Annotated in this window: 16 protein-coding genes and 6 pseudogenes; 9 read left to right on the forward strand and 13 right to left on the reverse strand. The window is 68.1% G+C overall.

Features of this window, described 5'->3' with window-relative positions; translation table 11 throughout:
• Positions 1-241: 241 nt before the first annotated feature.
• Entirely contained in the window at positions 242-820 is a 579-nt protein-coding gene (locus tag AB0N66_RS16360) for a hypothetical protein (protein WP_365434387.1), read from the reverse strand.
• Positions 821-1,342: 522 nt separating this feature from the next.
• Positions 1,343-5,152 (reverse strand): hypothetical protein, encoded by a 3,810-nt coding sequence (locus AB0N66_RS16365; RefSeq protein WP_365434390.1) that lies wholly within the window; start codon positions 5,150-5,152, stop codon positions 1,343-1,345.
• A 194-nt stretch (positions 5,153-5,346) separates the two neighbouring features.
• Here AB0N66_RS16365 and AB0N66_RS16370 point away from each other — a divergent pair, with 194 nt between their 5' ends.
• The 6 genes from AB0N66_RS16370 to AB0N66_RS16395 all read left to right on the forward strand — a co-directional run bounded on the left by AB0N66_RS16370 (position 5,347) and on the right by AB0N66_RS16395 (position 8,009).
• Entirely contained in the window at positions 5,347-5,514 is a 168-nt protein-coding gene (locus tag AB0N66_RS16370) for a hypothetical protein (RefSeq protein WP_365434393.1), read from the forward strand.
• A gap of 36 nt (positions 5,515-5,550) precedes the next feature.
• Entirely contained in the window at positions 5,551-5,730 is a 180-nt protein-coding gene (locus AB0N66_RS16375; protein ID WP_365434396.1) for a hypothetical protein, read from the forward strand.
• A 268-nt stretch (positions 5,731-5,998) separates the two neighbouring features.
• Complete coding sequence (locus AB0N66_RS16380) at positions 5,999-6,202, forward strand: hypothetical protein (RefSeq protein WP_365434399.1); 204 nt, start codon at positions 5,999-6,001, stop codon at positions 6,200-6,202.
• Positions 6,203-6,346: 144 nt separating this feature from the next.
• Complete coding sequence (locus AB0N66_RS16385) at positions 6,347-6,508, forward strand: hypothetical protein (protein ID WP_365434402.1); 162 nt, start codon at positions 6,347-6,349, stop codon at positions 6,506-6,508.
• Between the two features lie 132 nt (positions 6,509-6,640).
• The gene (locus AB0N66_RS16390; RefSeq protein ID WP_365434517.1) at positions 6,641-7,000 is read left to right on the forward strand and encodes a MerR family transcriptional regulator; all 360 of its coding nucleotides are present in this window, start codon (positions 6,641-6,643) and stop codon (positions 6,998-7,000) included.
• A gap of 433 nt (positions 7,001-7,433) precedes the next feature.
• Positions 7,434-8,009 carry a hypothetical protein gene (locus AB0N66_RS16395; protein WP_365434405.1) on the forward strand — a complete coding sequence of 192 codons (576 nt, stop codon included), beginning with the start codon at positions 7,434-7,436 and terminating at the stop codon, positions 8,007-8,009.
• 265 nt (positions 8,010-8,274) lie between these two features.
• Here the strand turns inward: AB0N66_RS16395 and AB0N66_RS16400 are convergent.
• From AB0N66_RS16400 to AB0N66_RS16420, 5 genes and pseudogenes are all read right to left on the reverse strand, one after another.
• Positions 8,275-8,725: pseudogene (locus tag AB0N66_RS16400) on the reverse strand (M24 family metallopeptidase); the annotation flags it as partial.
• Between the two features lie 675 nt (positions 8,726-9,400).
• Positions 9,401-9,810, reverse strand: a pseudogene (locus AB0N66_RS16405) (carbohydrate binding domain-containing protein); the annotation flags it as partial.
• Positions 9,811-10,349: 539 nt separating this feature from the next.
• A pseudogene (locus tag AB0N66_RS16410) lies at positions 10,350-10,520 on the reverse strand (TetR/AcrR family transcriptional regulator); the annotation flags it as partial.
• Between the two features lie 275 nt (positions 10,521-10,795).
• Positions 10,796-11,356: a dienelactone hydrolase family protein gene (locus AB0N66_RS16415; RefSeq protein WP_365434408.1), complete on the reverse strand. Its 561-nt coding sequence runs from the start codon at positions 11,354-11,356 to the stop codon at positions 10,796-10,798.
• 363 nt (positions 11,357-11,719) lie between these two features.
• A pseudogene (locus AB0N66_RS16420) lies at positions 11,720-11,888 on the reverse strand (HTH domain-containing protein); the annotation flags it as partial.
• On the opposite strand from AB0N66_RS16420, the pseudogene AB0N66_RS16425 reads away from it, so the two are divergent.
• Positions 11,885-12,145, forward strand: a pseudogene (locus AB0N66_RS16425) (IS630 family transposase); the annotation flags it as partial. The pseudogenes AB0N66_RS16420 and AB0N66_RS16425 overlap by 4 nt on opposite strands.
• An 18-nt stretch (positions 12,146-12,163) precedes the next feature.
• Here the strand turns inward: AB0N66_RS16425 and AB0N66_RS16430 are convergent.
• Complete coding sequence (locus AB0N66_RS16430) at positions 12,164-12,769, reverse strand: HD domain-containing protein (protein ID WP_365434411.1); 606 nt, start codon at positions 12,767-12,769, stop codon at positions 12,164-12,166.
• Between the two features lie 177 nt (positions 12,770-12,946).
• Positions 12,947-13,105 (reverse strand): DUF6082 family protein, encoded by a 159-nt coding sequence (locus AB0N66_RS16435; protein WP_365434414.1) that lies wholly within the window; start codon positions 13,103-13,105, stop codon positions 12,947-12,949.
• On the opposite strand from AB0N66_RS16435, the gene AB0N66_RS16440 reads away from it, so the two are divergent.
• A complete protein-coding gene (locus AB0N66_RS16440; RefSeq protein ID WP_365434417.1) occupies positions 13,031-13,423 on the forward strand; it encodes a hypothetical protein in 393 nt (130 codons plus the stop codon). The genes AB0N66_RS16435 and AB0N66_RS16440 overlap by 75 nt on opposite strands.
• Before the next feature lie 183 nt (positions 13,424-13,606).
• Here the strand turns inward: AB0N66_RS16440 and AB0N66_RS16445 are convergent, their stop codons facing one another.
• The 4 genes and pseudogenes from AB0N66_RS16445 to AB0N66_RS16460 form a co-directional block, all read right to left on the reverse strand.
• Positions 13,607-15,382 (reverse strand): coagulation factor 5/8 type domain-containing protein, encoded by a 1,776-nt coding sequence (locus tag AB0N66_RS16445; RefSeq protein WP_365434420.1) that lies wholly within the window; start codon positions 15,380-15,382, stop codon positions 13,607-13,609.
• Between the two features lie 14 nt (positions 15,383-15,396).
• Positions 15,397-16,275 (reverse strand): annotated as a pseudogene (locus AB0N66_RS16450) (chitinase); the annotation flags it as partial.
• Between the two features lie 701 nt (positions 16,276-16,976).
• Complete coding sequence (locus AB0N66_RS16455; RefSeq protein WP_365434423.1) at positions 16,977-17,603, reverse strand: helix-turn-helix domain-containing protein; 627 nt, start codon at positions 17,601-17,603, stop codon at positions 16,977-16,979.
• Complete coding sequence (locus AB0N66_RS16460; RefSeq protein ID WP_365434427.1) at positions 17,600-19,003, reverse strand: APC family permease; 1,404 nt, start codon at positions 19,001-19,003, stop codon at positions 17,600-17,602. Before AB0N66_RS16460 ends, AB0N66_RS16455 begins: the two co-directional genes overlap by 4 nt.
• A gap of 229 nt (positions 19,004-19,232) precedes the next feature.
• Between AB0N66_RS16460 and AB0N66_RS16465 the strand changes: the two genes are divergently transcribed.
• Positions 19,233-20,642, forward strand: coding sequence for an APC family permease (locus tag AB0N66_RS16465; protein WP_365434430.1), 1,410 nt, complete (start codon positions 19,233-19,235; stop codon positions 20,640-20,642).
• The last annotated feature ends 32 nt before the right edge of the window (positions 20,643-20,674 follow it).

Raw genomic sequence — 20,674 nt, forward strand, 5'->3', positions numbered from 1 at the left:
TCCGGGGACCCGACGAAGCCGCCTGCCTGCACCGCCTGCTGGGGCAGGTCCTCTCCGGCACAGTTGGTCCCGGCCGTCGCCGGCACGCACCGCCGCCGGATTCCTTTTCGGCACCGCGCCGCTTCCCCCGGGCACACCACCGTTCCTGCCGTAGCCGCATCCCACTGGCAAACGGGACAGCCCGGGAGCAGGGACTGTTCGCCCTTTGGGCGGTTTCACCTTTGTGTGTAGCGGGTGCGGTCTAGCGTTTCCGGCCTGGCTCAGGAACGTGAGGGCGAGCACCGTCCCCACCGGTGTTGCCGACGGCCTCCGCCAACTCCTCAGCCGACTCCGAGGTCAGACGATAGAACCCCTGGAGGCTGACCGAGCGCTCGAGACGGCCATCCACCACGTACTTCAGACCGCGGGTCTGGCCCCGGCGGTTGCGCCAGGCAAGCCTCGCCAGGAGATCACCGGAGACAGGTGCATCGAAGCGTACGGGCGTCGCGTCCACGTGCACCGCCGCGGCGCCACAGCCGTTGGCACCGAGCATGGACCAGTCGCCGTGCCCAAGAAACGCCGGGTCACGCCATGCCTGGGGGGCGGCACCACAGCAGTCGCGCCTCTCCGTGTCGATCACTCGCATCCGGCTCACCACGAACACGACGCACCGGTTCACGTGCAACGCGTACACCTCGTCGCCAACGTGCGCACCAGACCAGGCAGGCAGGGAGGAATGGACGCCGCTGAAGGCGACCGGCGGCCGCTCTCCCACGCGGCCCGCCGCGCGCAGAGCACGGCAGGTGTCCTGGGTCCATAAGACGGTGAAGGCATCAGACATGCCGTGATCTTATGTATGACCACTGACAGTCCTCCGCGGGAGAGCACACGGCACAGTCAGCTTCGGGAAGAGCTGTCCGGCTTCGGGCCGCCTATCACAGGGGGAGCCACAGGGAGACGGTCCCGCCGACTGTCATGAGGACGCCGGCCAGCCGTTAGGGCGGCCGCCGCAGGAGATGATCCGGCAGCTCGCGGACCTTCTTGCGCAAGGCTGCGTTCTCCAGCTCCATCGGCGTCGGCGGCTCGGCGGGTACCTACGCCCGGTGCCCTGCGGCAGGGTCGCCCCGGCCGCTCGTACCCAGTTCCGCACCTTCTCCGGGTTGACGCCCAGATCGGCGGCGGCCTGCTTGATCCCGCTCCGGGACGCGACTGGTACGGCGCGACCGCCGTCTGCCTTGAACTCCGGCGGGCAGTGCTTCATGACCACGAGATGTCCGTCCTCGGATCCTCAAGATCCACGTCTCAAGTGTCCAGGGTCCGGGGTGAAGGCCCGTGCCGTTCTCATACCTGCGGCCAGCTGCGATCACCCGATCGAGAACTCCGGGCAGGGCGGGCGGTAGCCCACTCCGGGGAGGTACTGCTCCCATTCGGTGCGGGTGATGGGCGGGTGGGCGAGGGTGCAGACGCGTGCGGTGGCGCGGTCGATGTCGGTTTCCCACAGCCGCAGAGTGTGGTCGTTGCCGCCAGTGGCGAGGGTGTGGCCGTCGGGGCTGAACACGACCGTGGGAACGTCGAGTTCGTTCCCGGTGAGGTTGGCCAGTTCTTTAGGCTGCCGGGGGTTGCCCACGTCCCACACGCGGGCTTTCTTGTCGGCATCGCTGGTGGCGAGGCGGCGGCCGTCCGGGCTGAATGCCACCGTGTAAACGGAGTTGGTGTACCCGGTCAGCAGCGCCAGTTGTCGAGGATGGCGAAGGTCGGTCATGTCCAGCAGACGTACGGTGTTGTCGGCGGTGTTCACGGTGGCCAGAATGTGGCCGTCGGGGCTGAAGGCATGGGCCGGGACCGAGTCGGAGGCGAAGGCGAAATCCAGTGCGCTCGGCCGGCGTGGGTCGGTGACATCCCACAGCATGGACTTTTTGCTGCTGCCGGTGGCCAGTGTGCGGCCGTCCGGACTGAACACAGCCACTCCGGCGTCTCCCACGTACCCGCCGAGGCGAGCCAGTGCTCTGGGGTTGCTGCGGTCGGTCACATCCCAAAGCCGCACCGACTGGACCCCGGCGGTGGCAAGGGTCCGGCCGTCCGGGCTGAAGGACGCCGATGCCACCTCGCCCGCATGCGGCTCGATCACGGTCAGGCGCCGTGCGTTGCGGGGGTCCGTCACGTCCCACAGCCATACCGTGCCGTCGTTGCCGGCGGTCGTCAGTGTGTGTCCGTCCGGGCTGAACGCCACCGAGCGGATGAAGTCCCGCTGGCCGGTCAGCGTTGCCAGCAGGAGCCGGGGGTGTCCGACGGCGACGTCCCACAGCCGTACGGTGCTGTCCCAGCTTCCGGAGGCGAGGACCTTGCCGTCCGGGCTGAACGCGACCGCGTCGACGACGTCGTTGTGGAAGAACAAGGGGAGTTCCCGCAGATCGTGCAGTGCCGAACCGGCTGCCAGGATGGTCCCATCCGGGCTGAACGCGGCGCCGTAGACCCCCTCCGGAAGCTTGGTGAGCATGCTCGGATGCCGGGGTTCGGACATGTCCCAGAGAAAGGTGCCGCCGCCGGTCGAGGCCAGCGTGCGGCCGTCCGGGCTGAAGGCCACGGCCCAGACCAGCGCGGTGTGCCCGGTCAGGGTAGCCAGGCCGCGGGGTGCCGCCGGGCGGGTGATGTCCCAGACTCGGACTGTGTGGTCCCAGCCGGCGGTGGCGACCGTATGTCCGTCCGGGCTGAACGCCGCCGACCAGACCGCGCGGGTGTGTCCGGTCAGCACCCCTTGCTTCTTCGGGGTATGCGGGTCGCTGACGTCCCACAGGCGTGCGGTGGTGTCACCGGTGGTGGCCAGCATGCGGCCGTCGGGACTGAACGTCACTGACGTGAGGTTGCCGGTATGCCCTCGCAGTGTGGCCAGCCGCTCCGGCCGGCGGGGATCGCTCACGTCCCACAGCTCCGCTGTCTTGTCCTGGTCGGCCGTGGCCATGGTCCGGCCGTCCGGGCTGAGTGCCACCCATGTGACGTCACCGGTCCGGTGGGTGATCGTGGCGAGCAGGCCGGGGTGCCGGATATCGGTCAGGTCCCACAGCACCACCTCGTTGCTGTCGGCCGTGGCGAGGACATTGCCTGTCCGATCGAAGGCCACGGCGTGAAACGCACCTGGCCGGCGAATGATGGTCAACTGACGGGGACGGTGAGCGTCCCGCACGTCCCAGAGCCGTACGGTTCGGTCCCAGCCGGCCGTGGCGAGTGTCCGCCCGTCCGGGGAGAACGCCAGCGAGACCAGGTCACTGGTGTGCCCGATCAGCGGGGCTGCGTACGGCGTGGCCGAGGCGCTGAGCAGGCCGTCACGGCTCTCTTTGGTCGGGGCCAACTGATAAGCAGCCAGGCCTAGTTGGGCCGCGAGCGCCGGATTGTTCTCACGTATGTCGGCTGTTGCCGCTGTCGCCCGCTGGGCGACGGCCGTATCGCGCTCCTCGGTGGCGGCCTGCCGAGCCTGGACCGCAAGCACGGCGGAAGTGACGGCGACCAGCAACGCGGCCGTGAGCAGCGCGAGGAGCTGCCACAGTCTGCGGGTACGACGACGGGCGGCGGCCTCGACGGCGGCCTCGGCGGCGCGGCTCGCAGACAGGAAACGCCGTTCGCGATCGGTGAGCAAGCCCTGGTGGGCGTCGGCCCATTCCGTTGCCAGCGCCAGCCGGCTGCCCCGCAAGAGACTGTGCTCGTCGCGGTCCCCGCCCTCCCACGTGTCGGTGGCGTCGGTGAGCCGGCGGTGGATCCGCAAGCCGTTACGATCCTCGTTGAGCCAGTCCCTTAACCGCGGCCAGTTGCCGATGAGGGCTTCGTGGGTGATGTCGATCCAGTCCCGGTCGATAGTGAGTAACCGGCGCCCGGCCAGCGCTTCGACAACGGCATCGGTGCCGGGACGCGCGTCCAGCTCGCGCCGGTGGATACGGCGTTTGGTGTCCTCGGTGCCCTCGCCCAGCGCGGTCAGGCGTAGGAAGATCCCGCGTGCCAGGTCCTGCTGGGCCGGGGACAGCGCTGTGTACGCCGCCTCGGCGCTGTGCGCAACCGCGTGCCGAATGCCGCCGGCCGCTCGATAGCCGCCCACGGTGAGACGGTTGCCGCTGCGCCGTCGCCAGGTCTCGGCCATGGCGTGCGAGACGAGCGGTAGCGCACCGGACTGGCCCGTCGCGTCGGCGACCACAGCCGCCAGCAGAGGGCCCTCCACACTGCACCCCGCGCTGATCGCCGGTCGCATGATGGCTTCGCGCAGTTCCTCGCTGCTCATGGGCCCGACCATGACCTGCGCATCCCGCAACGCTTCGGACAGGGCGGGGTTCTGGGCGCAGTGGCCGTAGAAATCGGCACGGACGCCGAGCACGATTCGGGCGCGGCTGGTCGCAGTACCGACCGCGGTGAGCAGAGCCGTGATGAACTGGTCGCGTTCGGCACGGCTGGAGCAAAGGGTGAAGACCTCCTCGAACTGATCGACCACGATCAGCAGGTCGGCCTCTTCAGTCCAGTCGGCCAGAGCTTGCCGGATGCGCAGATGGAGATTGCCGGGATCGTTGAGGAACTCCGCCTTGAGCATGCCCGGGGAGTCACCGGTGAGTGCCGCCAGCCCGATGGCGCACTCTTCCAGCGGGTTGGTGCCTGGCGAGAGCAGAAGGACAGGTAGGGGCGCGCCGCCCAGTCCCGTCTTTTTCGCCATGGCGACAAGGCCTGCTCTCAATAACGAGGATTTCCCGCACCCCGACGGGCCGAAAACGGCCGTCAGTCGTTGCCGGCTCACCTTCGCCACCAGTTCACCGACGAGCCTGTCCCGGCCGAAGAACCGGTACGCGTCATCAGGCTGAAAAGCAGCCAACCCCACATATGGCGCGGCGGATTCGTCAGGATCAACCGCTCGGCGTATGCCGCCGTTCACCGAGGCGATATCGGCCACGGTGGCGTGCCATCGCTCTTCCCATTCCTCGCGATCCCCGTTGCAAGCCTCGGCATATGCCAAGGTCACCGCAAGGCTTGGCAGAGAGCGACCTCCCGCCGCGTCCGAGAGCGTTGTGGCCGAGTAATGGGCGCACTTGGCCAGTTCCCGGTAAGGAGGCATGCCCGCAGCCTTCCTCAACTGCCTCAGCTCGACCGCGAATCGGACAAGCGGGCTATCCGTCTGGTCAAGCGGACTCTCGGAGCGTGGCATGCCGGCTTTCCCCCCTGAGATGGCGACAGCACGGATTCTCCGTAACCTGCTGCCTGTTGTCCATGCCCGGTTCCGCTCAGCGGACCGGATGCCACATGGGGGCCGGCGGTCAAGGGGTGCTCATTTCCCGCGGTATTCGAATTTCCGGCTCTGTAATCCAGATACTCAGCGTTCCTGAAATAGGGAGAGCATCTATGCGGAAGATCATCGTGGGAGTGCCGGTCGTGGCAGCGCTGCTGCGCCGCGGCGCGCTCTCGGCGATGACCCGCACCGGCGCCGGGTATCGGGATCCGGCGGTCTGGGTCGGCTTGACCTTGACGCTGGGTCAACCCTGCACCCTTCCGGGAGGCGCTTCGTCGTAGTCGCCTGGAACAGCTCCGCAAAGGGGGCCGATGACCGTGGCGGCCCAATCGATCGCCGGTCCAGCTATTCGTGTACAGGGCCTGGAGGAGTCGTACGGGAAGATCGACGTGCTGTGCGGCGTGGGCTTCGACGTGGCGCGGGGCACCATCTTCGCCCTGCTCGGTTCCAACGGGCCGCACAAGACCACGACCGTGGGATCCTCGCCACGCTTCTGAAGGCCGACGCGAGGACGGCCGGCGTCCATGGCTTCGACGTCGCCACGCAACCGGTGAACCTGCGGGGCTCCATCAGCCTCACCGGGCGTTCGCGGCCGTCGACGAGATCCTCAGCGGCCGGGAGAACCTCGTACTCGTCGCCAGATCCGCCACCTCAAGGACCGGGCGCGATCGCGGACGACCTGGTGGGGCGCCTCTCGCTGTCGAGGCGGGCACGCGCCGAGTGTCGACGTATGCGGGCGGGATGCGCCGACGGCCGGATATCGCGATGAGCCCAATCGGGAACTCGCCGGTGATCTTCCTGGACGAGCCGATGGCCGAGCTCGACCCCGAGGCGTGCATCAAGGTCTGGCATGTGGTCAAGGAGCTCGCCGGCTACGGAACGACGGTGCTGTTCACCACGCAGTACCTGGACGAGCCGAGCAGTCGGCCGACCGGATCGCGATACTCCACCGGGATCGGATCATCGTGAACGGCACCCTCGCCGACCTTGAGCGGCTGTTCCCGCCCGCCACGGTCGAGTAGGTCGCGAAGCGGCACTTCGTGGCATCGGTCGGAGCGTGCGGGTGCGTTCGCCCACCCGCTCATCTTCCTGCCGTTGGTCAGCTCGGCGTTCGTGGCCACGCAGACCATGCCTCGCCCGGCACGCGCCTTCGTCGAGCACCAACCGGCGACGTCGATCGTCCATACGGTCCGCGACATGCTCGCCCGGCAGCCGGTCGGCGACGACATCTGGACCGCCCTCGCGTGGTGCGTCGGCATCCTTGTCGGGGCGTAGGTCCTTGCGATGGCCGCCTGTCGTCGGAGGATCGCCTGAACCAGTCTGCGCCCCATGGTCACCATCAGGCAGCTTCCGGCGTACGCCGGGGTGACGGTGCGTGCGGTACGCCACTAGCGCCAGATCGGGCTGCTGCCGGAGCCCGAACGCGACCGATCCGGTTACCGGAACTACGATGCCGCCGCGGTCGTGCGACTGATCCGGATCCACACCCTGGCAGATGCCGGCGTGCCGCCGGCCCGGGCGCAGACACTCCTCGGCGCCGGTCCGGAGGAGTTCGCCGATGGCGTCCAGGAGAAGGACAAGGACCTGCGCGCCGAGATCCGGCGGCTGCAGGGCAACCGCAGATGGCTCGCCCGGCTCGCCGCGGGAGAGCACCCGACGCTCCCGCAGAGCGTCGTGGACTACCTCGACCGGCTGCGCGTTCTCGGCGTCGAAGAGCGGTACATCGCGATGGAGCGGCTTCCTGGATCTTGGTCGCCGCCCAGGTGACCTGCTCGACACCGCCATGGTCGAGTCCTCACCGGGCGCCGAGCGAGTGTTGTCGATCCGGAGGAGCGGGGTGGACCGGCATCGAACGAGTTCCTGCGCATCGGCACATCACTCGGCGGTCGCCATCTTGAGGTAGCAGGCCAAGGCCTGGATGGCCGGGGTGGGTTCGGCCTGACGATCGAACTCGGCCTGTTCGCGAACCAGTTGACTACCGCCGGATCCTTGCGCTGAGCCGACCGGCTTCCCGTCCACACCGGACAGCGATCGCGCTCATTGTCCGGTGTTTGTTTGTCCGGCGTCCCGCCGCCGGAACCGGACAACGGCAACCCGGTAGACAACAGGCATGAGACAGCACACCGGACGCGGTAGGTCAGCGGCTTCGCGTGGTCTCAGTGCAACGTCGAAATCCGCACGGAGAACAGGGAGAGAACGCATGATGAAGAATCCGCGCAGCCTGCTTCGGCTGATCGCTGTCGCCGCGGCAGTGGCAGTGACCGCAATCGGAATCGCGGTGCCGGCGCAGGCGGCACCGGGTACCACCGTCACGTTCGCCAACAGCTTCGAGGGGAACCCCTGGAACGATTGGCAGGGTCTCGCGAGCGGCGACGGTGTTGCGGGCGCTGACGTCAACGGGAACCCGGTCGTCGCTCGCAGCGGCGTGAACAACGGATGGCTCTACACCGGCAACGGCTGGGCTGCCGAGAAGATCGCGGTAACGATCGGTTCATGGGGAAACCGATCCAACTGCTCCGCAAGCATCTGGGCCAACCCCGTCAGCTACGGCGCCGGAGTCGGCCTTGAAGTCTGGGACCCCAACGGGGCCAACGGATGGGTGAAACTGACCAGCACCGCACCGGGCATCAGTGCCGGCAGCTATCAGCAGATCACCACCGCGCCGCTGAACCTGAACGGACTCAGCACCGTGTACATCCAGGCGATCTACGGGAACAACAACGGAGTCAAGCAGTTCGTCCGAATCGACGATGTGAGTCTTACCTGCGTCTCCTGACCGCAGGCACCCGCTCAGGGCAGTTGCGTAGTCCTGGCGAGTGAACAGGCGCGCAGGCTCACGACGATATGACGATGTCCGGTGGGCTCGATCTATACGCCACGAAGCTCCGGATGATGCCGGTGACCTGATCAGTCGCCTGTACCGTCCGGAGCTTCGATGTACCTCCGGGGCCTGCGGAGGTCTCGCCCACGCGTTCGACGCAGATCCAGAGGTCCGGGCGGCAGCTTCTGGGAACGCCGGTTCCGGCCCCTGGGAGCCCCTCTCAAGCGAGCATGAGCAGCTCCTCGTAGAAGCCGCCGAACTCCCGCTCCGGTCGACGAGATGGATCTCCAGGATCAAGTGACAGGTACGGCCCTCATTGTCGGTACGACGGAGTGGGGTGTCGTTGGCCGGGGTGATGCGCGACTCCTTGTCGGCGCCGTAGATCTTCTCGTGCGGGAACTCGCCCACCAGGTGCCCCGCGTGCCGGCCCCCCAGATCACAGCCAGCCGCTCCACCTCGGCGAAGAACTGCTTGCCGGTGATGTGGTCGTGCTCGGCGAAGTGTCGCGTGCCGACGGCGAAGACCTTCGGCAGGTCTTCCCGCAGGCGGTGCTTGACGGGGTCGTCGCCGAGGACGAAGGTCCGGCCGAAGTCGGCCTCGCACTCCTCGAAGATCGGCCCGAAGTCGGCGAACACGATGTCGTCGGCGCCGATCACCCGGGCCGGTGGGTTTGCCTCTACTCAGGCGCGACGCCAGATCTCTTGATCGGACCAGAGGTCGGATAACCGCGGCGAGTGAGATCTCACCTCGGCGAATTGCGTTGGGTGTAGCTCCGGCTCTGGGAAGTCCGTGGGTCAGGCCGTGAGTTGGTGGTTGTGCTGGTCGGGGTGCGCTGTGTGGAGGGGTCCGCTCGTTGGTGCTGTCCTTGGCCCGCGGTCGGAGAGGGGTGTGCAGTGTGGCCCAGGGCCGCACGGCTCGGGGACGTCCCGCCGGGCCGCCCCGGCAGGGAACGTCCACACGATCCCGTTGAGGATCATCCGGCCGTCCAGCCGCTTACGGTCCCGCGATGACTCGTGCAGCAGTGGCCGGACGAACTCTCACTCGGCATCGGACAGTTCATGGCGACGTATCACCGACCATGACCCGACACGCAAGATCACTTCACGACCAGCTCTAGGGCCTGTCCGGCGGATCCTGCCGGAGACGCGGGGCCTGGCACGCCGGTCTGCGGCGTTGTCGTCGGTTGCCGACTCCCACCGCTCTCGGCTTCGCTCGAGCGGGGCCCCCATCGCGGCGCCGCCCTCCTCCGCCTTGTACCTCGACGCACCAAGCCCCGCTCACCTGTGTCAATGAGGCGCCGCCGATTTTCTCCGACCTGATCCGCCGGACAGACCCTAGACGCCGCTACCACCGGGCCCGTCCAGGGTGATGTCGTCGGCGTTGTAGCTGCCCTGTGCGTACCAGCCGTGGACGTAGATCGTCGCGCTGGTCTGGGAGGCGCCTGTGGTGAAGGAGACGGTCAGGTGGCTGTATCCGGAGGGGGAATCGGTCCAGGTGGAGGCACCGCCGTTCACGCCCCGTTCACGCCCAGGTAGACGTAGGCGCCGCGGACCCAGCCGCTGAGTGAGTAGGTGGTGTCCGGCCGTACCGCGACGGTCTGGTTGCACTGCGCGGTGTCGCTCGAACTCACCGTCCCCTGGAGGGCCTTGGATCCTGCGTGGGCGGGGGAGGAGACGATCGAGCCCGGGTTGCCGGTGCAGCTCCAAGGAGTGAGGCTGCCTGACTCGAAGCCGGGGTTGGTCAGGACGTCGGTGGCCCCGACCGCGCCTGGGGCGGCCGGCGTCGGGGCGGCGGACGCGCTCGCCGAGGGTGCGGCTGGGGTGGCGTCGGTAAGACTGGGGATCAGGAGGGAGCAGCCGAAGCCGGCGACGGCCGCCGCGGCGACTGCGATCACCACGGCCGCCCGGCGCTGTCCGGGCCCGAGGCGCGGGCGGCCTGCGGGACGCGGCCGGCGGGCGGCGCCGCCGGGTGCGGGGGGTTGTTCCGTCCTGCCGCCGGGGACAGGCGGGAGTTCCTGTGTCTCGCTGCCGGTCCGGGGGTGGGGGACGGGTGCGGCCACGCTCTCGTGGCTGCGGTAGTTCTTGTCCTGGCGTATCTCGTCGAGCAGCTGGGCCAGCGCGTCGGTGCGGCGCGGGCGCAGTACGCGGATGGGCTCCAGTGCGGGGCGGTCGTCCGGTGAGTCGGACGCGGGCGGTGTGGGCACGATGCTCTCCTTCCGTCCCGTTGCAGAGACCTGAGCTGTCCTTCTGGAACTGATACGCAACACCTGCTCCGGAAGTTCAGCCGACGCCGCCTGGCTTGCCGCAGCCGTGTGCGCAGTTCGTCCCGGAAGGTGATGAGCGGGATGATCGCCACCGCAATCGGTCCGAACAGTGTGGTCAGCGCGCTGGTGAGGTTGTCGGCCACCGCGCCGGTGCCGGCGGACTCACGCAGTGCACTCGCCTGAGTCTCAAGCTGCGCGGCCCTCAGCGGAACCGGCCTGAGTGCCCGCGTTTCACCGTCGGTGACCGCCGGGGGCGTACCGACTCCCGGTTCCGCCGGGTGCGGGACTTTGAGGGGCAGTTGCGGCGTAAGAGCACGGCTTCGGCTCCGACGGCCACGCTGGTTGCCAGGATCCAGCCGGCGAAGGCGAAAACGACGGCGATCCACATGGAAATGCCGCCCCATTGCTTGTCTGTCAGATCTCCCCGCGGCACGAACCAAGATCATCGCATGGTCAAGATCCTCTCTTGATGCACGACTCAGTCGAGGAAGTCCAGCACCCGCCGCCAGGTCAGCTCGGCTGCGGCCGGGTCATGGTCGGGAAGGTCGCGGTCGGTGTAGAAGTGGCCGACGCCCGGATAGCGGAAAACCTCCAGGTCGACACTCCTCTCCCGTGCCGCTTGGCAGAGCGCGGCAACGCGCTCGGGCGGCGTGAACTCGTCCGGTTCAGCGGCGTGCAACTGGACCCTGAGACCTGGACGAACGGATGCGGGAAGGTCGGCAGTGGCGTGCAGCAGAAGAACGCGGGCGGCAGCGGGGCGCTCGGGCCAGAGATGAGCGACGACACCTACGCCCATGGAAACACCGGCGAGCACGGTCGCGTCCGGCATACCCCTGAGGGCCTGCCGGGCGCGCTTGACCACCGCTGCCCAGCCGACCCTGTCGACCAGCTGAAATCCCTGGTCGAGGGTGACCGCGGTCTCGCCGCCGAAGAGGTCGGGCGTAACAACCTCATGCCCGGCGCGACGTAGCCGCTCGGCGGCGAGAAGTTCGGCTGGGCGCAGGCCGAGAACTGAGTGGAACAACGCGATATGAGCCATGGCGTCATCGTTCCGTACCGCGACTCCAGACTGCCCGCTGCAGCGGTGACTCAGCAGCACATTTCGCACCAGGAAACGTGATGCCTTCGGCAGGCGCGATCCTGATCGCCCGACGCGATCCTGCCCTTGCTCTACGGTTCTCGGCGACATGGTGTTCGCTGCCCGGCGTGGCTGGTCTGTCATCCCGGCATGCTTTTCGGCCGGATTTCATCGATGGATTCCGATAGCGCGCCGGAGTGACGGTTCGATCATGCTGGAACGACGGTTCGAGTCAGTGCGCGAATGGACGGTTCGACATCGCGGTGCGCACAACCGGTCCAATACCGACTGGCTCGCATCGTCCATGGCGCGGTGGATCACCAACCGCTGTGCGACGGCCAGGGCGACGGCCTGCTCGTCGTCGAACAGCAAAGGCGGCAGGTGAGTGCCGGCCTCCAGTCGTAGCCGTCGGCCAGTCCTTTGACGGTCGTGATCGGGTAGTCGAGGCGAGTTCGCGCAGGCGGTCGATGTCACGGCGCACCGTGCGCGGAGCTGTGCTTCACCCCGACCAACGCCTCCTGGGCCAACCCCATCGAGGCCCATTTCGGACCGCTGCGGCAGGTCACTCTGGCCAACTCCCACCATCTGAACCACACCGTCCAGACCCTGGCCCTGCACGTCTGCCTGCGCTGGTGCAACGCCAACGCCCGCCACCACGACGTGCTGACCGCCCAACGCTAGGAACGCGCCCGCATCCGCAGTGAGAAAGGCTTCCGCTGGGGTAGACGCCCCGTCATGGGAGCCCCGTGACGATCCGTCTCCCGGCCCTCAGCTCTGATCGAGCGGATTGGAGAAAGTCCGTTCCGCCCAATTTCCCGCTACCAACTGCGCCGCCGCGCACCCCGGCTTCCGCTCCGCCTGGTCCTGGAACAAGCGCACGAAGGACTTGGAGAAGCCCAGCCGGGGGTATGCCCCAACGAGTGTGTCCGTGAAAGACGGGTCGAAGGCTTCCAGGCCGGCCCCGGATACATCCGCGCTCGTCCCCACCTGCAACAGTCGGCTCTCCACGTCTACTTCCGGCGCAACGTCGTCCCGCATATGTAGCACGATCAGCTCGGCCGCCCGGTCGCGTCGCTCAGTCGGCCAGCCGAGACCGGCCGTGAAGACCCGGGCCAGGTGGCCACCAGCCTCTTCAAACGAGAGCGTGTGACTGTCGAAGGGCGGAACGAGACCCAAGTCGTGCAGCAACGCCGAGACGAAGAACAGCTCACGGTCGAAGTCGAGGCCACGCGCCTCCGCCCAGGCCGCGCCGAAGAAAAATGACCGCACAGAGTGGTGGTACAGCGCCTCGTCAGCGTATTCCTCACAGACCAGTCGCGCCGCCTCAGTCGCCCGCCCCGCAGGTACGCGTACCCCTGCAACCTCGATCAGCATCCGCCGGACTCCTTACAACCGAACATCATTCCGATACGCGCACCTTAGCCAGGACTGGATGCCAAACCCGGTGAACGTCCGCGGCCACACCACTAGGTCGCCGTTGACCTGTTCCCGCACGAGCGCGTCCATGTCCTGGATGAGGCTGTCCATCATTTTGCCCAGCCGGGCCTCTTTCTAGGCGTCGGGCAGCCTCTCGCGGTGGTGGCGGGTCGCCAGCCGGTACTGGCGGAAGGTCGCGTTTCGGCAGATCATCCGAAGGTGTCCGTACAACTCCGGCAGGGTGAGCGCTCCGATGCGATGGAAGTACAGCGCTTTGACGTACAGGGCGTTCACGCGTCGTATGTGTGGAGCTATCTACAGGTACTGCGGCACGCCGGCATCCTCGACCGAATCGCCGGCATGGTCGTGGGCATCCCGACCGCGATCGACGGACTCGACTCGCCCGACGCGTCCCCGACCCTGCAAGAGATAGTCCTCGACGTCCTCGGAGACCGCGACATCCCGGTCCTGGGCAACGTCGACGTTGGACACGCTGGACCGAATTTGCCGATGCCGGTCGGCACCCGCGTCGCCCTCGACGGGCGCCAGCGGACATTGTCGCTGCTCGAACCGGCGGTACGCCCGCTCACGGTGACCGGTCTGGGCGGCTGAGCAACGCGGACAGCGCGCTTCTTCATGAGGCCTCCCGATCCTGCTGGTCAGGCGTATGCCGATTGACTACCGGGTGACCATCACTCGATCGGTGTGCTCGCGCGGCAGAGGACGGGCGGGGACGGGGTGACCCGAGCCCTGCCCGCCCTCCGGCGCTGAGCTACCGCTTCAACTCACCCTCCGTCAGGGATAGTTGACGAGGTTGGCGACATTGCTCGACGAGTTCGAGGGGCCTCCTGTGTCATTGATGACGTGGTGGATCGTGCCGGTGCCTCCGAGCGAGACGGTGACCATGTCGTGGAACGTCACCCCGGCCGTCTGTGGCACCTCGAAGGCGTGCTCGGCGGCTACGGAGTTGTTGGCACTGAAGAAGCAGTAGCTGCCGAGTCCCCATGCCTCGTGGTGCTGGACGGAGTCGGCGACCTTGTAGGCGGCGTAGCCCTGGGCCGAGCCGTTCATCCAGGCGTCCTGGTTGGGTGGGTCGTAGGGCATTTCGTTCTGGTAGAAGTACGTGCGGCCGTTCTCGCCGTTCCAGATGGTCTGGTTCTTCTGGTAGTGCTCGACGAACAGGCCGTACATGGTGACGTCGTCGCCGTTGACGACCAGTCCGGTGTCGGCCGTGTTGGTGTCCCAGCCGACACCGTCGCCGTGGTCGGCCCGCCAGATCCACAGGTGGTCGCCGATCACGTCGGAGCTGTTGACCACCAGGCTCTGCGACGCCTTGCCCACGGCGGCGCCGCCCACGCGGAAGTACACGTCGTGCAAGGACGTCGGATCGGCGGAGTGCGAGGCGGACGCCCCCTGCGGGCCGACCTCCATCAGTGTGGCGGAGTTCTGCGTGCCCGCGTCGACGAGCAGGCCGGCGAGATTGACGCCGTCGACGTCGGCCACGGACATCGCCGTAACTCCGTTGTCGGGTATGAGGGTTGCCAGGCCCAGACCGAGGACGACGGTGTCGGGCTTCGTCACCTTCAGTGTCTCGTCGAGATGATAGACGCCCGGGGTGATCAGGAGGTGCTTGCCCGCGTCCAGCGCCGCGTTCATCTCGGCGGCCGTCGCGCCCGGTTTGGCGATGAAGAAGTCGTCCAGCGTGATCGACGTACCCTCGGGGGTGCCGGACGACCAGGACGTGCCGCTGGAGTCCTTGCGCAACGCGGGCACGAACACCTTGTAGGCGCCCTGGTCGTCGATGTACAGGAACGGCTTCTCCCGGGAGACGGGTGTCTGGTCGACCGTGGTGTACGGCGGGCTGGGGAAGCTGCCCGCGGGGGCGTTCTGGTCGCCGACGAACACCATGTTCCAGTTGGAGCCGCTCCAGCTGCCCCACTCGGAGTTGCGGGACAGCCACTGCTGCTGCGAGCCGGACTTCACCTGTCCATCGACCTTGGTGTCGGCGAGCAGACCACCGCTGGACCAGCCGCCGTCGTCGAGCTGCAGGTCTCCCTTCAGGTGGATGCGGCGGTACGGGGCTGCCTGCGAGACCGCCCAACGGTCCGCGCCGCCCGTGGGGTTGACGGCGAGGTTCTCCGCCGATCGCCAGAAGTTCTGGGTGGCGTTGCCCTGGAACCAGTCGGCCTCCGCGTGCACGGCGCCGTTGATTGTGACGTCGTCGGGGGACAGGCCGAGTCCCGCGACCTGGGTGTAGAAGCCGACATTGGCGTCGACGTCGTACGAGCCGGGTTTGAAGAGCAGCGCCTGCCGGGCCTCGCCGAACTGGTTGGTCTCCTGCTGGCTGAAGACCGAATCGAGCTTGCCCTGGATGTCGCCGCTGGACATCGACGGGTCGAAGATCTGGACGTTGGGGCCGAGGTCGGGTTCGGCCGCGGCCGCACCGGCGCTCTGCAGGGCGAATACCGCAGTGCCCGCCCCCGCGAGGACGGCCAGGGCGAGGGCGGAACGCGTGGTGCGCCGGCCTCTACGGTGTCCGGTGCGAGGCCCGCGATTCCTGCCGAAGATCATCGTCGTACTCCCCCTCATCCCGTGAACCGGGCGAAGATGTCGGTGAACTGCCAGGGGTCCTGGGCGACTCCGGAGCAGGTGTCGTCGTTCGGGTAGGCACCCGGGCATGGACGGTCCCGGTTGACGGACCAGAAGGCGAGCCGTGCCAGGTGGTGTTCGGAGGCGTAGGTGAGGATCGTCTCGAAGTCGCCTGTGCTGACGGTCTCGTTGACGTCGGTGATGCCGTTCATCGAGGAGAGGCCGCTGTGCCGGTAGGCGGTGTCGTCGCTGTAGCCGTAGGCGGTCTTGACGGCGTTCTTGAGTCCGTCGGTGGCCTGGATGGTCAGGCTGCCCATGTCCTGCCCGGCGCCGCCGAAGTCGAACGGCATGATCGTCCAACCGTCCACTTCCAGACCGGAGTCGGCGGCGAGCTGGATCATGCTGTCGTCGGGGCCGCTCTGATCGCTGGGGAAGGTGACATAGGTGAGGAACCCCGGATTGTCGGCCTTGACCTGCTTCAAGGCGTCGATGGTCTTCTGCTGGATGGCCCGATCGTTGTAGGCGTCGCCCTCGATGTCGATGTCGATCGCCTTGAGGCCGTAGGCGTCGATCACCTTCTGGTACGCGCCCGCCAGCGCGGTGGCGTCGGCGCAGGACTGTTCCAGCTTGGCGCCGCTTGCACCGCCGAACGACGGGACGACGTCACCGCCCTTGGCGCGGATCGTGTTCACGGTCTGTTCGTCGACTCCGCCGGTGAGGGGGCGGCTGCCGTCCCATTGCGGGGAGCAGCCGCCGGCGTCGAGGACGAAGGCGAGCGTGAACCAGCTGACGCCCGTGGCGTCCATGACCTCGGCAGGGTCAGGGGGACTGCCCCAGCCGTTGTACAGGTAGGGGGCGACCGCGGCGGGGGCCGCAGCGGCTGCTGGGCTCCCGTCTGTGCTGTCGGCCCAGGCGGCGGCGGTCATGCCGGTCGCGGATGCCGCGACCGCCACGGTGAGCGCCGTCCACCGACCGCGGTGGCGCATACGGTGACGTGGGGTGTCCGTATGTCCGTCAGGGCGGTGAATTAGCAGATGCTTACGGTGATTCATGTGGGGGGATGCCTTCCTGAAACGTGGGCGGGCCCAGGCGGCGTGTGCCAGTCGGCCTTGCGCCGCCGCAGTCCGCACCTGCAGCTTCCGGCCGGAAGGACGCGGCCGGTCTCAGGACGCTATGTTTCGGGACTTGAAGGCGTTCAGTCAATAGGTCTGCACCATTGAACATGGCTGTGGCTCAAGGGAGTTGGATATCTTCAGAGAGTGAAGGATTGGGGTTGTCGAGACGGGTACTTGTGCTCGATTCGTGAAGGCATGACCGCTCTCGGCATCCAGGTCCAGGGCAGGGAGGCGCCCTCCTGCGGGACGGCCATGCCGAGCGGCTACAACTCCCTTTGCGGGCACGGGAGAAGCTCCGCCAGAATTTGCTGATCATTGCAGTTCCGGTGCCTTTCCTCGAAAGGCCGGATGCCCGCAGGCAGCGGGCGTCGTCCGGGAACGAGGCGAACAGCACCCACACCAGGGCGGGTCGTCATGCCGATCGACTTCTGACCGTCGCCCCGTACGAGACGTTGGGGGATTCACACCACGAGGAGTGTCAACTCCTCTGCGGACAAGTTCAGTTGGTGGATCAGCCCGTCGTCGGGCGCTTCGATGCGGCCGGCCGTCCCGCACACCGCGAGCGCGGCGGCCAGCCGTCCGTTCGCGGCGCTGTGGACCGGGCGAACCAGACACGCCTGGTGCGGGCCCAGCGCGAAGCGGCGCACGGCCGTTCCGTCGTCGCGTATGCGCGCCAGCTCCCTCAGCAGTCCGCCGTCGGCCGGCGGATGGTCCGGGTCCGGGTCGGTGAGGTGGACCAGGCCATCCGTGAGACCTGCCAGGTGGACGCCGAAGCGCACCCGTTCCCGTAGCCGGGCGACCACGGCATGCGCGGCGGCGGGGACTTCGGGTACCGGGCGGGGTGGGGTCAGGCTTGAGACCCTGTGGCCCAGCGCGAAACCCCGTAGATCCGGCATCCGCACCAAGTACTCCTCCTCGACGAGCACATTCAGCAGCCGGTACGTCGTGGCGGGTGCGAGTCGCAGCCCCGCCGAGATCTCCTTCGCGGTGACTCCGGGCCCGGCCTGTGCCACCTGCTGGAGCACCGAAAGCGCGTTGCGTACGGCGCGGGGTTGGCGGCCGCTGAGTGGCAGCGTCTCTCCGCTCACCGTGGCGGCTCGGGGAACACGTCGGCGGCGCTCGTCTCGTCGTAGACGCCGATCGCCCCGACACTCGCCGGATCGCGCCTGCTCATCCACAGGAACCAGGCCGTCCCCGCCGCCATCAGCGCCACGAAGAGCGAGGGGATGAAGGCACCGCCGGTTGCCGCATGCGCGAGCAGGACGGCGAGCAGCGACGGCACGCAGAGCACCGCGACGACCACCGGACCGTGGGTCAACTCACCGATGCGGTGCAGGAAGACAGGGGCGGCCAGGCACACCAGGGCGTACGCGGTGAGGAAGCCGTACACACAGAGGTTCACCAGGCGCGCGAACAGCACGTGCGGCGCTGTCCCTGCCGCGATCAGTGCCAGCGGGACGAGGACAAGTACCGGAAGCACCAGGGCGATGGCGATGTGCGGGGTGTGGTGGGTGGGGTGGGTTCGCCCCAGGCGGTGCGGGGTCATCCGTTCGCGTCCCATGGAGAACAGCAGCCGCACCAGCGCGGTGCCCGACGCCAGGGCGCAGGCGAAGAAGGAGAGGGAGACGCCCAGATCGAGCAGGGCGGGCAGCCGGACCGAGGTGTGCCCGGCAGTGGGGAGGACCTGGGCGTAGACGGCGAGCAGGAACAGCGCGGCGGAGCAGACCACGGTCCACCGCACTGCCCGCCCCACCGTCAGGAAGGGCCGCCGGGTCTCGGCGCCGAGCGCGGCGGCGCTCTCGAAGCCGATGAACGCGGCGAAGGCGGGCAGCGCACCGGCCATCACTGGACCGAGCGCGGAGGTCGGCGGGGTGAGCTGCCGCATATCGGGACGGGCGCCGTGCCGCACCAGCAGTACCACGAAGAACGTCAGCGCCAGGACGATCGACGCCGCCTCCAGACAGAGCGTCAGCCCGGCGGACAGCCGCACCCCCCGTAGGAGGAAGTACGCGACGAGAGTTCCCGTTATCAGCACCACCGCCGCCACTGTGAGTGGGGGTGGTCCGGGCGAGATGTCCAGACGGGCCAGGAACTGTTCTGCGTACAGGCCCGAGCCGGTCAGCGCGCCCATGGCAAGGACCCCGTACCCGATCAGAAGCGCACAACCGCAGCAGAACGCGGCGGCCGGGCCGAGCCCCTTGGCGGTGAAGGAGTAGAGGGCGCCCGGCGCAGCCATCCGGCGCGAGAAGGTCCGTACGCACGCGGCCACCAGCAGCGCAAGGACCGTCGCCAGAGCCACCGACCACACGGCGAAGACCCCTGTGTCCGCCCTGACCAGGCCTGGCGTGGTGGCCATCGCGGCGGTCGGCGCGACAGCGGAGACAGATTGGGCGAGCACGGGCAGCGGGCCGAGGGAACGCCGGTCGAGGCCGCCGACGGGGGAGTGGCCGCGCAGGAGGGGAGAAGGAGCCGTGCCCTGGACGCTCATCAACCGCCCCTTCCATACCCGTGGTGCCGAACCGCACGGTAGGACCGGTCTGTTTCGGCCGGATGAGCGGCAGATCGCCGGGGCGTGTTCCGGAACGGGAAAGCGGGCGCGGGGCTCTCCCGTTCGGCGTGCCGGGGGCTTTCACCGACGCGTGACGGCTCGGCAATGCGCGCTGTTGAGACTGCGGCACAGGCCGCTTCCGGCAACCGCGATCGCAGAGGAGCCCGCGATGACCAGCACGGCGAGCCCGCCCACCACGAACGCACCGCCCACCCTCCGTGGCTCCCTCGGCACGGCTTCCATCGTGCTGATGGTTCTTGCTGCCGCCGCCCCGCTCTCCGTCGTCGGTGGCAGCGTTCCGCTCGGCATCGCTCTCGGCAATGGCGCCGCCTTCCCCGCCGCCTTCGTCGTCTGCTGCGTGGTCCTGCTGCTCTTCGCTGTCGGCTTCTGCGCGATGGCGCGGTACGTCCAGGAAGCGGGAGCGTTCTACGCGTACGTCGACAAGGGCCTCGGCCGACGCGTGGGGCTCGGGTCCGCCTACCTCGCGCTGGTCACGTACACCGCGATCCAGGCGGCTGTGTACGGGTACATCGGGGTGGCGCTCGACAGTCTCGTCCAGTCGTATGGCGGCCCTCATCTGCCCTGGTGGACCTGGGCCGGAGCGGTCGCAGTGGTGGTCGGTGTGCTCGGCTGGCGCCAGGTGGACCTCAGTGGGAAGGTCCTCGGCGTGCTGATGGTCGGCGAGGTCGGTATCGTCCTCGTGCTCAACGCGGCGGTTTTGGTGCGCGGCGGGGACCACGGCTTGTCCACCGCACTGGTCAGCCCCGACCGGCTTACCTCGGGAGCGCCGGGACTCGCCGTCACCTTCGCCATCGCCGGGTTCCTGGGCTTCGAGGCCACCGCCGTCTTCCGCGACGAGGCCCGCGACCCGGACCGCACCATCCCGCGCGCCACCTATCTTGCCCTCGTCCTCGTCGGAGCCTTCTACGCGCTCTCCAGCTGGGCGCTGATCTCTGCTTGGGGAGACGAGGAGGCCGTCGCCGAGGCGGGACGCGATCCGGAGAACATGCTGATGGCCACCGTGCACCGCTACCTCGGCTCGTCCGCCGAACATGTCGCCCAAGTGCTCTTCGTGACCAGCCTGTTCGCCTGCGTCCTCTCCTTCCACCATGTGATCGCCCGCTATGTGTTCTCGCTCGCCGACCGCGGCGCGCTGCCCGCCCGCCTCGGCCGTGCCCACGCCCGCCACCACTCGCCGCACGTGGCGTCCCTGGCCCAGTCGGCAAGCGCGGCCGTGCTGATCGCGGTGTTCGCCCTCGCAGGGCTGGACCCGATCACCGAGGTCTTCACCTGGATGGCCGGCCTCGCCAGCGCGGGTGTCGATGTGCTGATGCTGCTGACCTGCGCGGCCGTCCTGGTCTTCTTCCGGCGCTCTGCCGGCGACACCCACCGCTGGCGGACGCTCTGGGCGCCGGCGTTCGGCGGCCTCGGACTGATCATGCTGCTGGTGTTGACCGTACTCAACTTCCCTTTGCTGATTGGTGGTTCGGCGGCGCTCGCCACGCTGCTGCTCGGTCTGCTCCCTGCCGCTTTCGTCCTCGGCTGGGCCCGCAGGCACCGTGTGCCCGCGTCCACCTGATCCGCTGTTTCCCGGTCCCCGTTCGAGGAGTA

It is taken from the genome of Streptomyces sp. NPDC093544 (genome assembly GCF_040683495.1).
In the GTDB taxonomy this organism is placed as follows: domain Bacteria; phylum Actinomycetota; class Actinomycetes; order Streptomycetales; family Streptomycetaceae; genus Streptomyces.